Source organism: Lactobacillus taiwanensis DSM 21401, from assembly GCF_001436695.1.
In the GTDB taxonomy this organism is placed as follows: domain Bacteria; phylum Bacillota; class Bacilli; order Lactobacillales; family Lactobacillaceae; genus Lactobacillus; species Lactobacillus taiwanensis.
Window position 1 is genome coordinate 25883 of the sequence record NZ_AYZG01000034.1, and the last position, 13424, is coordinate 39306.

The 13424-nt window shown below is 34.2% G+C and carries 15 protein-coding genes; 1 reads left to right on the forward strand and 14 read right to left on the reverse strand.

Annotation, left to right across the window (positions count from 1 at the left end; genetic code table 11):
- Genes rsmB through gmk form a run of 5 tightly spaced genes read right to left on the reverse strand, consistent with a single transcriptional unit; the run spans position 1 to position 5561 of the window.
- Positions 1–1317, reverse strand: a complete 1317-nt coding sequence (gene rsmB, locus FD18_RS04985; RefSeq protein WP_057718909.1) for a 16S rRNA (cytosine(967)-C(5))-methyltransferase RsmB — start codon at positions 1315–1317, stop codon at positions 1–3.
- Complete coding sequence (gene fmt / locus FD18_RS04990; RefSeq protein WP_057718910.1) at positions 1310–2254, reverse strand: methionyl-tRNA formyltransferase; 945 nt, start codon at positions 2252–2254, stop codon at positions 1310–1312. Before fmt ends, rsmB begins: the two co-directional genes overlap by 8 nt.
- A 19-nt stretch (positions 2255–2273) precedes the next feature.
- Positions 2274–4673, reverse strand: a complete 2400-nt coding sequence (gene priA, locus FD18_RS04995; RefSeq protein ID WP_057718911.1) for a primosomal protein N' — start codon at positions 4671–4673, stop codon at positions 2274–2276.
- 51 nt (positions 4674–4724) lie between these two features.
- Complete coding sequence (gene rpoZ, locus FD18_RS05000; RefSeq protein WP_003647530.1) at positions 4725–4943, reverse strand: DNA-directed RNA polymerase subunit omega; 219 nt, start codon at positions 4941–4943, stop codon at positions 4725–4727.
- A gap of 3 nt (positions 4944–4946) precedes the next feature.
- On the reverse strand, positions 4947–5561 hold the full coding sequence (gmk, locus tag FD18_RS05005) for a guanylate kinase (protein ID WP_057718912.1): 615 nt from the start codon (positions 5559–5561) through the stop codon (positions 4947–4949).
- Between the two features lie 170 nt (positions 5562–5731).
- Between gmk and FD18_RS05010 the strand changes: the two genes are divergently transcribed.
- Positions 5732–6025 (forward strand): hypothetical protein, encoded by a 294-nt coding sequence (locus tag FD18_RS05010; RefSeq protein ID WP_057718913.1) that lies wholly within the window; start codon positions 5732–5734, stop codon positions 6023–6025.
- Between the two features lie 65 nt (positions 6026–6090).
- Here the strand turns inward: FD18_RS05010 and recN are convergent, their stop codons facing one another.
- Genes recN through efp form a run of 9 tightly spaced genes read right to left on the reverse strand, consistent with a single transcriptional unit; the run spans position 6091 to position 13381 of the window.
- The gene (gene recN, locus FD18_RS05015) at positions 6091–7770 is read right to left on the reverse strand and encodes a DNA repair protein RecN (protein WP_057718914.1); all 1680 of its coding nucleotides are present in this window, start codon (positions 7768–7770) and stop codon (positions 6091–6093) included.
- Positions 7771–7779: 9 nt separating this feature from the next.
- Positions 7780–8592 (reverse strand): TlyA family RNA methyltransferase, encoded by an 813-nt coding sequence (locus FD18_RS05020; RefSeq protein ID WP_057718915.1) that lies wholly within the window; start codon positions 8590–8592, stop codon positions 7780–7782.
- Positions 8593–8595: 3 nt separating this feature from the next.
- Positions 8596–9462, reverse strand: coding sequence for a polyprenyl synthetase family protein (locus FD18_RS05025; RefSeq protein ID WP_057718916.1), 867 nt, complete (start codon positions 9460–9462; stop codon positions 8596–8598).
- 2 nt (positions 9463–9464) lie between these two features.
- On the reverse strand, positions 9465–9710 hold the full coding sequence (locus FD18_RS05030; protein ID WP_057718917.1) for an exodeoxyribonuclease VII small subunit: 246 nt from the start codon (positions 9708–9710) through the stop codon (positions 9465–9467).
- Positions 9700–11061, reverse strand: coding sequence for an exodeoxyribonuclease VII large subunit (gene xseA / locus FD18_RS05035; RefSeq protein WP_057718918.1), 1362 nt, complete (start codon positions 11059–11061; stop codon positions 9700–9702). Before xseA ends, FD18_RS05030 begins: the two co-directional genes overlap by 11 nt.
- The gene (locus FD18_RS05040; RefSeq protein WP_057718919.1) at positions 11051–11899 is read right to left on the reverse strand and encodes a bifunctional methylenetetrahydrofolate dehydrogenase/methenyltetrahydrofolate cyclohydrolase; all 849 of its coding nucleotides are present in this window, start codon (positions 11897–11899) and stop codon (positions 11051–11053) included. The genes xseA and FD18_RS05040 overlap by 11 nt, the downstream gene beginning before the upstream one ends.
- Positions 11900–11945: 46 nt before the next feature.
- Positions 11946–12347: a transcription antitermination factor NusB gene (nusB, locus tag FD18_RS05045; protein WP_057718920.1), complete on the reverse strand. Its 402-nt coding sequence runs from the start codon at positions 12345–12347 to the stop codon at positions 11946–11948.
- Positions 12348–12794 (reverse strand): Asp23/Gls24 family envelope stress response protein, encoded by a 447-nt coding sequence (locus FD18_RS05050; RefSeq protein WP_057718921.1) that lies wholly within the window; start codon positions 12792–12794, stop codon positions 12348–12350.
- A 17-nt stretch (positions 12795–12811) separates the two neighbouring features.
- The gene (efp, locus tag FD18_RS05055; RefSeq protein WP_003647540.1) at positions 12812–13381 is read right to left on the reverse strand and encodes an elongation factor P; all 570 of its coding nucleotides are present in this window, start codon (positions 13379–13381) and stop codon (positions 12812–12814) included.
- Positions 13382–13424: the final 43 nt, after the last annotated feature.

Consider the following 13424-nt stretch of genomic DNA (forward strand, 5'->3'; position numbering starts at 1 on the left):
TTACCCTCGTTTTTTTAATTTTGCAATAAAAAATCCGTCACTGCCGTCTTCACTTGGAAAAATACGTACCATCTGCTGTTTTGGAAGCTTTCCTACTTGAACAGGTACTAATTCAAACTCAGGATGTAATTTCAAAAACTGCTTAATTACTCCTTCATCTTCTTCATAGCTAATCGTACAGGTTGAGTAAACTAATTCTCCGCTTGTACGTAACAAGACACTAATATTTTCCAAGATAGCTAGCTGAATCTTAGCTAAATTTTTAATATCATTTAACGATTTTTCATATCTAATTTCTGGCTTGCGTCTAATCAATCCAAGTCCAGAACATGGTGCATCTACTAAAACTTTATCAAACTGCTCTTCAGCAAAATATTCCTTTGCCTTTCTTGCATCTAATGCTTTTGTCTTTACTTTATCACTAACATGCAATCTTTTAGCAGTATTTTTAACAAGTTTTAGCTTATTTTCGTGAATATCTAAAGCTACAACGTTCCCTGTGGTTAATTTTTCTGCAATTTGAACTGTTTTTCCGCCTGGAGCACTGCATGCATCCAAAACATGTTCGCTGCCTTTAAAATTAAAGGCATCAACTGCAAGCGAAGCCGCAGCATCCTGAATAGTAATCTTACCAGTTTCAAATAAATCAGTCTTAGCCACTCCACCCTTATTTAGGTTTAAATTATGAGTTGTTAAACTTGATTCTTTATAATCAAAGTCATCTTTTCTTAGATCCTCTTTGATTTTTTCAAAACTATTTTCTTCTACAGTCATTCTAATTGAATTAGATGCTGGCTGGTTACTTCTAATCAAAATTTCTTTGGTTTTATTTTTACCAAAATTATTTAATAAATATTCAACTAACCATTTAGGAAAACTTTCTTTGATGCTTAAATAATTAACTAAGTCATTTTCAGCCGGTAAGATTTTCCCTTGACGTTCAAGTGCTCTCAAAATTCCGTTAACTAATTTATAGCTACCACTATTTTTCTTGCCATATTTTTTAGCTAATTTATTTGCTTCATCAAAAATTGCGTTCGTTGGTACTTTCTCTAAGAAAAAATACTGATATGCAGACATTAAAAGAAGCGGTTTTAAAAACTTATCACGTAAGTTTGTCTTAATAAGTGGGTTTAATTGATACTCTAAAAATAATTTATATTGAATTGTTCCATAAACAACTCTTGTAGCTAAAGCTTTATCAGCTGCCTTTAAATCATGTTTTTCTAATTCATTATTTAAAGCAATATTAGAATAGCTCTTTTGATTAAAAACTTTAATTAAAGTATCTAAAGCAACTGTTCTTGCGTTACTCATCAATTATCTTATCTCCACTTATAAAATGACTGCCTTGTCCGTTCAAATAATCTTTGATATTCATCTTTTTCTTACCAGTTGGTTGAACTTCTAATAGTTCTAATTCAGTTCCATCAGCCATACTAATTACAAATTTCTTTTTATTTGTAACTAAAGTTCCAGCTGGAAAACTAGTTTTCTCAGCTAAAGGCATAGCTTTCCATACCTTAAATCTCTTTCCATCAAGCATAAAGTATGCACCTGGATCAGGATTAAGGGCACGAATTAAATTATTAGCTTCTTTAGCTGTCATTGATAATTTAATTTGTTCTTGTTCTTTAGAAATATTCGGTGAAAAAACAACTTTATCTGTATCTTGAACAGTACGAGTAATTGTTCCATTAATAAATTTAGGTAAAGTTTCTAAAAGTAAATCTCTTCCTAAAACACTTAATTTATCAAATAATGTACCACTTGTATCATCATCTTCAATTGGCAAAGCTTTTTGAGCAAAGATATCACCCGCATCCATCTTCTTTACCATTTCCATAATTGTAATTCCAGTTTCTTTATCACCGTTTAAAACTGAATATTGAATAGGCGCACCACCACGGTATTTTGGAAGTAATGATCCATGAACATTAACAGGAGCAATTTTTGCAGATTTTAAAAATTTAGTTGGCAAAAATTGACCATATGCCGCAGTAACGATAAAATCGGGCTTAATTTCCATTAATTCAGCAAGCTCAACTGATCCAGATAATTTAGCTGGTTGATAAACAGGCAGATCATTCTTCAATGCTGTTTCTTTAACTGCAGATTGATGGACTATTTGCTTACGTCCTACTCGCTTATCAGGTTGAGTAACAACCGCTTTAACATCATATCCCTTATCAATCAATCCTTGTAAAACTACGCTTCCAAAATTTGGAGTTCCTAAAAATATAACTGATGACATAGATTCAACTTCTTTCTTATTACATTATTCTTTCTGGTTCATTATCAATATAAATATTTAACCCACGTTTTTGTGCTAATTGCGCGTCATCTTGAATCTGATGCAACAAATTATGCAATTTAGGTTCATATTTATATTTTACCAAGATTTGATAATAATATTGATTTTTTATTCTCGTTATACTGCTGGGAGTTGGTCCTAAAATAATAGTTGGTACATGCAACTCGCGCATTAACATTCTTTTTATCACAAAAGCTTCCTTTGCAGCTGATTGTTCATTTTTTGAAGTAATTGTAATTAATGTTGTATAGAAAAATGGTGGATAATTCCCCTGAAATCTAACCTGCATCTCTTTTTGATAAAAAGCTTCATAATCCTGATTTTGTGCTAATTTAATTGCATAGTTCTCTGGGTTATAAGTTTGGATCATTACTCTACCAGTTTTATCTGCCCTACCTGCTCTTCCTGAAACTTGCGTTAACAAATCAAAAGTTTTTTCAGAAGAATTAAAATCAGGTAAAGACAAAGCTGTATCTGCATTGATTACGCCAACTAAAGTAACATTTGGAAAATCAAGTCCCTTAGCAATCATTTGTGTACCAAGTAATATATCAGCTTTGTGCTCTCCAAAACTGTCTAGAATCTTCTTATAGCTACCCTTGCGTCTAGTAGTATCAACATCCATCCTTAAAATTCTAGCCTCAGGAATCAATGTTTCAAGCTCTTCCTGAACCTTCTGCGTACCAGTTCCTAAAAATCTTATCTTTTCACTTTGACAACTTGGACATTTTCTAGGAATAGCTTCTTTATGACCACAATAATGACACTGCATCTGCTGAGTATCTTTGTGAAGAGTTAACGAAATATCGCAATTTGGGCATTTTAAGACAAAACCACAATTTCGACAAAGCATAAAACTAGCAAAACCACGTCGATTAAGAAGCAAAATAACCTGTTCTTTTTTAGCAATTTTTTCTTTAATTGCATCAACTAAAGGAACAGACAAATCAAATTGACCACCTGCAAATTCAACTGTTTTCAAATCAATCAAGTCCACTTTAGGAAGAGACTTTTGATTAGCACGTTTTGTTAAGAGAAGCAGTTCATACCTCCCCTTTTGAGCTCGTGCTCGACTGGCCAAAGACGGCGTTGCACTTCCTAAAACTACAGGACAATGATGAAATTTACTACGAAGTAAGGCTACATCCCTTGCATGATAGCGAGGAGTATCGTTTTGCTTATATGAAGATTCATGCTCTTCATCAATCACGATTAAGCCAATATTTTGTAGTGGGGCAAAAATTGCACTTCGAGCTCCAACTACAACTTGAGCTTCTCCGCGTCTTATTCTACGCCATTCATCGTATTTTTCTCCTTCAGATAAACCGCTATGCAAAACTGCTACATTATTTCCAAAACGTTCTTTTACTTGCTTAACCATTTGCGGTGTTAAAGAAATTTCAGGAACCAACATCAAGGCATTTTTCTTCTGCTTAAGCGCAATACTAATTGCATGAAGATAAACCTCGGTCTTACCGCTACCAGTAATTCCCTCAAGTAGGAATGTCTTGGCCTCTTTTTCCTTAATACTAGTTCCAATTGAATTTAAGGCATGTAATTGTTCAGAATTTAATTCAACTGAAGCTTTTTCTACATTATTAGATGAAAAATCCTTTAGCGGGTCCCGATATATTTCTTGTTCCTTTTTGGCAAACCAGCCTTTTTCCGTAGCAGTTCGTAAAACTGAACTAGAAATATTTAACTCGTTTTCTATATCTGGCCCTAGTTTAGGATAATTATCATAATCCTCAATGATATTTGTTAAAAGTAACTGCTGTTTCTTAGCTGTAGACCGGATATTTTGTAATAAAGTCTGATATTCTTTTTTAGTTTTAGTTAAAAGGTAAATAGCTGCCTTTTTCTTCTTCGCTTTATTTTCAACAAGATATTCTATTTGGGCCTGACCATCTTTAATAAGTTTTTTAATTTCTACAATAATCTTAAGATTAGACAATTCATCTAAATCAACCACTTCTTCTTTAAACATTGGTAAGCTTTTTGCTTCTTCTGTAATTGGAACTAAAATTTTACGATAATTTGCCCTCATTACACGTGGAAGCATTGATTGAAGAATAGTGATTCGATAGGCAAAAATTTTATCAGCTAAAGTTTTAGATAAAGCGACTAATTCTGGAGTTAAGGGTGGTAATTCATCAACAACTACGAGCAAATCTTTTAATTTTCCTGAATAAGAGGTTGCCTCGCTAATCCCCACTACAAACCCTTGCACCTTTCTTCTTCCAAAAGGCACAATAACTCTTGAACCAACAGCTACGTCCGTTAACTCGTTTGGAATGTGATATTCAAATATTCTATCAGTTTGTTTTGCTGCTACATCTACAATTACTTGCGCAATCAATCTTATCACCTACTAAAAAACCTTCATTGATTAACAATGAAGGAAAAATTTCTAGCCAATATCTTCACGATGTTCAGGATCAATTGTAACCTTACCAGCAGCAATTTCTTCAAGTGCTTTGCCAACTGCTTTATCAGATTTATAATGCTTTAAAGCTAATGGAGCACCTGCTTGAATTTCATGAGCTCTTTTAGCTGCTAAAACTGAAAGAGAATAACGGGAATTTACTCGAGATAGTAATTTATCAATAGATGGGTATGTAATTTTCATCTGTTAATCCTCCTTAACCATATTTCGATAATCATTAATTACTCGCGACACACGTACATGTTCTGCTTCAACAATTGACTTAATATGATCAACTGCATTAGCAACAGTATCGTTAACTACAGCATAATCATAATCTTCCATCATCAAAATTTCTTTACGTGCTTGTTTCATTCTCATCGCAATCACTTTGTCAGAATCAGTTCCGCGATTAACAATTCGATGTTTCAATTCATGTAAATCTGGTGGTGTTAAAAAGATAAAAACACCATCTGGCATTAATTTACGAACTTGCTTTGCCCCATTGACATCGATTTCAAGCAAAACATCTTTACCTTTGCTTAACATCTTTTGTACAGGTGCTAAAGGCGTACCATAATGATTACCTACATATTCATTATATTCCAAAAGTTCATTACCTTTAATTGCTTCTTGGAAACGATCTTCCGAAACAAAGTAATAATCTTTTCCATCAACTTCACCTGGGCGAGGCTTACGCGTCGTCATCGAAACAGAATATTCAAATGAAAAAGCCTTTTGCTTAACCATTGCACTCTTTACGGTCCCTTTACCAACACCAGAAGGACCAGATAAAACTAATAATAAACCTTGATGTGCCATTTTCGCTCCTAAAAATTATAGTAACAAGAATATATTGCACTAAAAAGAGAGTAATTTCAAGAGTTTCGCAAAGAGATGATAAATTCTCCTTGCAATCCAAAACGTTTGTTCGTATAATACATAGTGCAAACACAAGTTCGAAATATTGAGATAATATAGAGGAATGAGATATGAATTTACTAAAGTCACTTAATAATTATAGCAGACTGATCTATAATTATTTTTTTACCTACAATATTGATAAACTTACCACTTTTGCGCAAGATCCAGGTAAAATTATCCGCATTTTGGAGCATGCTTTATTTCATAAAGAATTTATATTACTTACTTATCAAAATGGCAAAACAGAAATTGGTCAATTAATTAAACGAACATCTGCTGGACGATTCGTCTTAGACAGTTACGATAATAATATTATTCGCATTATCGATTTAAATGATATCTTTAATGTAGAAGCAGCATAAAAATAAAGGACTTTTCATGTAATGCAATTTTTACTATTTGCATTATTTCGAAAAGTCCTTTTATTTTAATTTTTAAAACTCTCCATCAAATCAGCAGCGTTTCTCTTAGCTGCATCAGTCACATCAGATCCTGCCATCATTTGAGCAATTGCAGTAATTGCTTCTTCTTGAGTTAACGGACCCACCTGTGTATAGGTTGCACCGTCTTTAACTTGTTTAACGACAGAGTATCGTTGATCTCCCGCAGCTGCTACTTGCGGTGAGTGAGTAATAGTAATAACCTGTTTTTCTTGACCAATTGCATGCATCTTTTTTCCAATAGCCGCTGAAACTCGTCCAGAAACTCCAGTGTCAATTTCGTCAAAAATCATTGTTCCTACTGGCTCTACACGGCTAAAGATTGCCTTCAAAGCTAGAATTAATCTCGACTGCTCTCCCCCAGAGACAATTTTTACTAATGGCATTAATGCTTCACCGGGGTTTGGCGCAATCATAAAAATTACTTGATCAGTTCCAAGTTGAGTGAAAGAATTAGTTTCATTAATTCTAATTGAAAAACGAGCTTTTTCCATATATAAATCAGCTAGTTCTTTTTTTATCTTTGCTTCAAGGTCGCGGGCAATTTTTTCTCTTTCTTGGTGTAGTCTTTGAGCCTTCTGACTAAGAGATTTTTCAACAATTGCCAATTCCTTTTGAATTTTTTCTTCGTCTAAGTCTCCAGTTTCAAATTTGCCCAATTCTTCCTTAACTTTTTGAGCAAACTTAAATACGTCCTCTAAAGTTGGCCCATACTTTTTCTTAAGCGTATTTAAAGTATCTAAGCGACTAGAAACATACTGATAACGTTCCTCATCAAAGTCCATCTGATCCATTAAAGTAGATAGCTCACTACGAGCATCATTTAACGAATAGACACCATCATTAAAACTAGTAGCGAAGTTTTCGAATTTTTTACCATAGTTACTTAAATCTTCGGCCGCATTTTGTGCATCCCCAAGTAAAGTTGCTAGACCATGTTCGTCATCATCATATAATTGCATAAAATAATTAGCTGTATCAGCAATCTTTTGATAATTATTTAATTCGTTAAATTCTTCTTCTAATTTTTCGTCTTCTTTTGGATCAGTTAAATCAGCACTCTCAAGCTCATTATTTTGAAATTCTAAAATATCCTGTTTTTGAGCTATTTCTTGTGCATCTTCCCTGAGCTTACGTAGTTGGGAAGTGAGATGACGCCACTTTTTATAGTCAGTTTCATAACTTTTTAGCTCTTCTTTAAATTCAGGTTTAGCATAATTGTCAATTAAATCAATTTGTCGATCTGGATCCATTAAAATTTGCTGATCATTTTGTCCATGAATATCGACTAAATTTCTACCAATTTCACGCAAAACATTAATAGTAGTTAACTGACCATTAATTCTAACTACATTCCTTCCTTTATGAGTTAATTCTCGACTAATTATTAGCTGATCATCTTCAAAGGGTAGACCATATTTTTCACATAAATTTTCAATAATTGCTTTTTGATCACTTAGGACAAATAAACCAGTAACAACTGCTTTCTCTTCGCCTGAGCGAATCATTTCACTTTGTGCTCTGCTTCCTAATAATAATGAAACTGCGTCAATTATAATAGATTTACCAGCACCAGTTTCACCAATTAGAACAGTCATTTTTTCTTGAAAACGAACTTTTAAAGTCTTAATAATCGCAAAGTTTTTAATATCTAATTCAACTAACATCTATCTCACCTAAAGACCATTAACTGCACGTTGAACTACATCGACTGGATTGCCTTGCCACAAATCTTGTCCTGGATTAGTTATATCTTTACCTAAATGAATTAAAAATTCAATATTTCCCTTACCACCTTTAATTGGAGAATAATCTACTCCTAAAATATTGAATCCAATCTTTTGAGCCACTTGCATAGTATGCCTGATTACATTTGCATGAACTTCATGATCATGCACAATTCCGTGCTTACCAACATTTTCAGGGCCTGCTTCAAATTGAGGCTTAATTAGGCAAACAGCGTCACATTTATCTTTTAAAATTTTATACATTGGTGGCATGATTAAATCCAAAGAAATAAAAGATACGTCCGTCATGGCAAAGTCAGGCAAACCATCAGTAAAATCAGATGGTTTACTATAGCGAAAATTTTGTTTTTCCATTACTACAACCTGCGGGTTATCACGTAATTTCCAAGCAAGCTGATTATAGCCAACATCAAGAGCATAAACCAGCTTAGCTCCATTTTGTAAGGCGACATCGGTAAAACCACCAGTTGAAGCACCAATATCAAGACAGATCTTATCTTTTAAATCAATATCAAAAACTTGTAGTGCTTTCTCTAATTTAAAACCACCACGAGAAACATATTTTTTCCCATCATCTTTAATATGAAAGACTTCATCTTCTGGAAATTTTTCTCCACTTTTATCAATTCTTTGATGATTGTGGTCATTAACTAATCCTGCCATAATAGCTCTTTGAGCTTGACTACGAGAATTAAAAAGACCTTGTTCAAACAACAGAACATCTGCGCGTTTCTTGACCATTTACTATAATACCTTCTGATATAAATTAAAGAACTCACCTAATACAGGTTCATTAAAAATTGCTATAGCTTCTTTCCCAGCTTTTATCATTTCCGCAAGTTTTTTTCTACTATCTTCAAGTCCAAGCAGAGTTAGAGTATTATTTTTCCCTTCATCTGCATCTTTATGTGTGGCTTTTCCGGCTTCCTTAGCTGTTTCTACCACATCGATTAAATCATCGTAGATTTGATATGATCGACCAAATTCTTTACTAAACTTATCCAGTTTAGCAATTTCGTCATCATTTGCACCTGCGTAAACTGCAGCCATTTTAACACTGGCTTCAATTAAACAACCAGTCTTCAACCATTCCATTTGATTAATTACTTTAGCATTGTTTTTAACTGAATCATTATTTGTCGAATCAATATCTAGATATTGACCACCGACCATTCCATTTGGGCCAATGGCTTGTGACATAATAATTGCCAAGGCAGCTGAATTACTTCCTTCTGCGATCCATTGAATTCCTAAAGGAAGGAGCGCATCTCCAGCCAAAATTGCTTCTGCTTCTCCCCATTTTTTATGAGAGGTAAGCTCTCCGCGACGATAATCATCATTATCCATTGCCGGTAAATCATCATGAATGAGAGAATAAGTATGAATCAATTCAATCCCACATGCAATTCTTAATTCCGATTCTCCAATTCCATGCCCTAATGTTTCAAGAGTTGCTAAAAAGAGCAATGGACGTAGTCTTTTTCCGCCAGCCATCACTGAATAGGACATAATTTTACTAAAAACAGGATTATCAACTTCACTTACTAAATGACTTTTTAAAAAATTATCAATTTGAGGTACATATTTTGTCTGAAACTCTGTTAACTTCATTTTTATTCTTCCTCAGGAGCAGCGGCATTTTGGGGATCTAATGTCTTTTCGTTTCCGTCTTTATCAACGAGTTTAGCAACTGTTTGTTCAGCATCATTTAGCTTCTTTTCTAGCTCTCGACTTAATTTAACCCCAGCTTGAAATTCACTTAGGGCATCTTCAAGTGGAACGTTACCACTTTCAAGTTTGTTTACAATTTCTTGCAATTCATTTAATTGCTCTTCAAAATTATTTTTCTTAGTTGCCATCTTTTTCTCTCCGAATACTTTCTATATTTACTTGTACTTGACCATCTTTAAAATGCAATTTTAATTTTTCATCAACCTGAAGTTTATTAACTGAAGTAACAGTATTACCTTCCTGATCAGTTGTATAAACATAACCACGACTAATCGTTTTCAATGGACTAATATCATCTAATTGCTGCATTGTTTGATGCAATTTATTTCTTTGATCTTTAAGATATGCAGTCATTGCGGAAATAAGGTTCGCATTAATAAAAGTCCGTTCTCGTTCAAGTTGTTGTAATCTTCGACTAGGACTTAAAGCTTTTAAACGCTCTTGCAATAAGCGTAGAGCAGATTGATCATGCTGCAAGCGATTGAGCATTGCTTGATTCAAACGATGTGCAAGCATATCAACTTGTTGGGTTTGCTGATCATATATTCTAGTTGGTTCCCTTAAAACTGCCGCATTTTTTAATCGATCTAAAATTTGGCGTTTAGCATGAATATTAGCTTGCATTGCAGCATAAAGTCTGGCACGTAATTGAACAATTTGTGTTAACACATCCGATAAATTTGGTGTTGCATACTCAGCTGCTGCTGTTGGGGTAGCTGCCCTAGCATCGGCAACTAAATCTGCCAAGGTAGTATCAGTTTCATGTCCAACAGAACTAATAACTGGCATTTGCATTGCATAAATTTGCCTTACAACTTTTTCTTCATTAAACGGCCAAAGATCTTCTAATGATCCTCCTCCACGCCCAATAATTACTACATCATATTTATCGCCTTGCGCTTGAATTTGTTGTAAGGAAGCAACAATGGTATCTGCTGCTTCATCGCCCTGCACTTTTGCGGGATATAAATCAATTTCTGCATGGGGAAAACGCCGATTAGCAGTAACCATAATATCATGGATAACTGCACCAGAAGCACTAGTTACAACAGCAATTCGGTCTGGAAATAAGGGCAAGCGTTTTTTATGTTCTTCATTAAACAAGCCTTCTTTTGCAAGTTTTTCTTGCAGCTGTCGCAATTGTTCATAAAGAGCCCCTAAACCCGCTGGCTCCATCGTTTGAGCATAGAATTGATATGAACCTTGTGGACCATAAACATCCACATAACCACTTACATAAACTTTCATACCTTCTTCAGGCTTAAATTTTAATTTTTCAAAAAATGAGCGAAACATCACCACATTAATCTTAGATTTTTCGTCCTTTAATGAAAAATATTGATGAGAATTCATTCGAAAGCGAAAATTAGATAATTCTCCCTGCAAAAAAACCTTGTGCAAATAAGGATCATTCTTAAATTTTTGTGAAATATAAAAATTTAAATCACTAACAGAAAGATAAATTGGGTTATCTGCCATGTTGTTTCCTCGTTAAAATCACTGCTTGTTTCATTAAACTCGCAACTGTTAATGGACCAACACCGCCCGGTACTGGAGTAATAGCATCGGCTTTTGGAGCAACTGTATCAAAATCCACATCCCCCATCAATTTACCGTTTTCTCGATTCATGCCCACATCGATTATTACGGCACCATCTTTTACCATATTTTCAGTTACTAAATGTGCTTTCCCAACATCAGAAATAATGACATCAGCATTTTTAGTTAAAGTAGCTAAATCTTTAGTTTTAGAATGGGCAATTGTAACTGTTGCATCACGCCCCAAAAGAACTGCAGCTAATGGTTTTCCAACAATAACACTACGACCTATAATAACTGTATTTTTACCAGCCATTTCAATCCCATAGTAATCAATTAAAGTCAAAATACTGCGAACGGTTGCTGGAATAATATCACTTTGGCCTTCCCAAAGACGACCTAAATTAAGTGGAGAAAATCCATCTGCATCCTTTTCTGGAGCAATTGTTTCAAAAATAGCTCTTGGATCAATTTGAGGTGGAACTGGTAGTTGAACCATAATTCCATTAATATTTGGATCTTGATTAAGTTCTTTGATTTTTCCTAGAAGTTCAGCTTGAGAGGTATCAGCAGGGAAATGTAGTCCCACCTCATTAATGCCAACTTTTTTAGCCAAATTTCTTTTAACTCGCAAATAAATCTTACTTGCAGGATCATCTCCAACTTCTATTACGCATAAAGTCGGATTTATTCCGTCATTTTTTAAATTTTTTATTTCTTTTGTTAGATTTTCTGTAATTTTATTTGCAGGAGTTTTTCCCTCTAGTAATTTTTTCACCTAATCACCTCATAAAAAAAGTCGGCTCAACGAGCCGACTCATTAGTTAGTCCTTCTTAATGAAATTGGCCAAGAGACCATTAATAAACTTTTTAGATTCTTTAGAGCTAAATTCATCACATAAATTTAACGCTTCATTCAAAGCAGCTACTGGATCAATTACTTTGCTATTTTGCATTTCATAAAGAGCTACTTCAAGAATTGCCAAATCGATTTCGTTAATTCTATTAAGACGCCAACCCTTTTTTAAATATTTGCTTAATTGCTCATCAAGCGCTTCTTTATTTGCTAAAATGCCTTCTACTAATTCAGCTGAATAAGCAGGGAAGTCTTTAAGTTCTAATGCTTTTAAAGCTTTTTGAGAAACCTCTTTTGCATCAGTTAGTTTGCCTTGATTAGCCAAATAAATTGCTTGCATAGCAATTTTTCTCATCTCATGCTGTGTCATTTAGTCTTTAGCCTCGTCCTCTTTATCATCTGGGAAAAGTGCTTCTGTATCAGTTTTTGCTTCAGCATCAGTATCGTCTGTTTCTGAAACTAAACCAACTACATGAACATTAATTTGAGTTAAATCTAAATCTGTCATTTGCTTTAATTGCAAAGTTAAGTTTTTTTGCAGTTCGACGCACACTTTAGGCACATTTACACCATAGTCAAGATAAGCAAAAACATCAGCAGTTAACTTATCATCTTCAACACTTAAGGAAACGCCTTTACCTTGGTTAGAACGACCAAAAAGAGTATTAATGCCAGTTTTTAGCGTCCCACGCATTTCGCTGACGCCATCGACTTTTCTGGCAGCAATTCCTAGAATAACTTCTAAAACACCAAGATCAACTCGGGTTTCATCGCCTTTGTCATTGCTTGATAAAAGAATCGTTGAATTATCAGCCATATTTTTTACCTCAAAAATTATTTATTTGCACGAGAAACGTAAGTACCGTCGGCAGTATTAATAGTTAATACATCACCTTGGTTAATAAAGAATGGTACGTTAACTACTAATCCAGTTTCCATAGTTGCAGGCTTACCACCACCAGAAGATGTGTCACCTTTAATATTAGGCTCAGTTTCGGCAACTTCAAGATCAACGGTATTTGGTAAATCAACACCTAAAGTTTCACCATCGTGCATAATTACGTTAACTACCATGTTTTCTTTTAAGAACTTAGATTCTCTTTCAACTTGAGCTTCTGGAATTTCAAGTTGTTCATAAGTAGTTGTATCCATAAATACAAAACTTGTACCATCATTGTATAAGTATTGCATTGCCTTAGTTTGAATATCAGCAGTATTAACCTTAGCAGTTGAACGGAAAGTATATTCTTGAACTGCACCAGTTCTTAAACTCTTAAGCTTTGAACGAACAAAGGCACTACCTTTACCTGGCTTAACGTGTTGGAATTCAACAATACGCCATAAGTCATTGTTATATTCAATAGTTAATCCATTTTTAAATTCATTAACTGAGATCATTGTCATAGTAAAATTACCTCATTTCTACACTTACTTATCTTACCAATCT

Bases quoted from the DNA above. Each gene is read 5' to 3' on its own strand.
- rsmB (WP_057718909.1), bottom strand. From the start codon at position 1,317: ATGAGTAACGCAAGAACAGTTGCTTTAGATACTTTAATTAAAGTTTTT.
- fmt (WP_057718910.1), bottom strand. From the start codon at position 2,254: ATGTCATCAGTTATATTTTTAGGAACTCCAAATTTTGGAAGCGTAGTT.
- rpoZ (WP_003647530.1), bottom strand. From the start codon at position 4,943: ATGAAAATTACATACCCATCTATTGATAAATTACTATCTCGAGTAAAT.
- gmk (WP_057718912.1), bottom strand. From the start codon at position 5,561: ATGGCACATCAAGGTTTATTATTAGTTTTATCTGGTCCTTCTGGTGTT.
- FD18_RS05010 (WP_057718913.1), top strand. From the start codon at position 5,732: ATGAATTTACTAAAGTCACTTAATAATTATAGCAGACTGATCTATAAT.
- recN (WP_057718914.1), bottom strand. From the start codon at position 7,770: ATGTTAGTTGAATTAGATATTAAAAACTTTGCGATTATTAAGACTTTA.
- FD18_RS05020 (WP_057718915.1), bottom strand. From the start codon at position 8,592: ATGGTCAAGAAACGCGCAGATGTTCTGTTGTTTGAACAAGGTCTTTTT.
- FD18_RS05025 (WP_057718916.1), bottom strand. From the start codon at position 9,462: ATGAAGTTAACAGAGTTTCAGACAAAATATGTACCTCAAATTGATAAT.
- FD18_RS05030 (WP_057718917.1), bottom strand. From the start codon at position 9,710: ATGGCAACTAAGAAAAATAATTTTGAAGAGCAATTAAATGAATTGCAA.
- xseA (WP_057718918.1), bottom strand. From the start codon at position 11,061: ATGGCAGATAACCCAATTTATCTTTCTGTTAGTGATTTAAATTTTTAT.
- nusB (WP_057718920.1), bottom strand. From the start codon at position 12,347: ATGACACAGCATGAGATGAGAAAAATTGCTATGCAAGCAATTTATTTG.
- FD18_RS05050 (WP_057718921.1), bottom strand. From the start codon at position 12,794: ATGGCTGATAATTCAACGATTCTTTTATCAAGCAATGACAAAGGCGAT.
- efp (WP_003647540.1), bottom strand. From the start codon at position 13,381: ATGACAATGATCTCAGTTAATGAATTTAAAAATGGATTAACTATTGAA.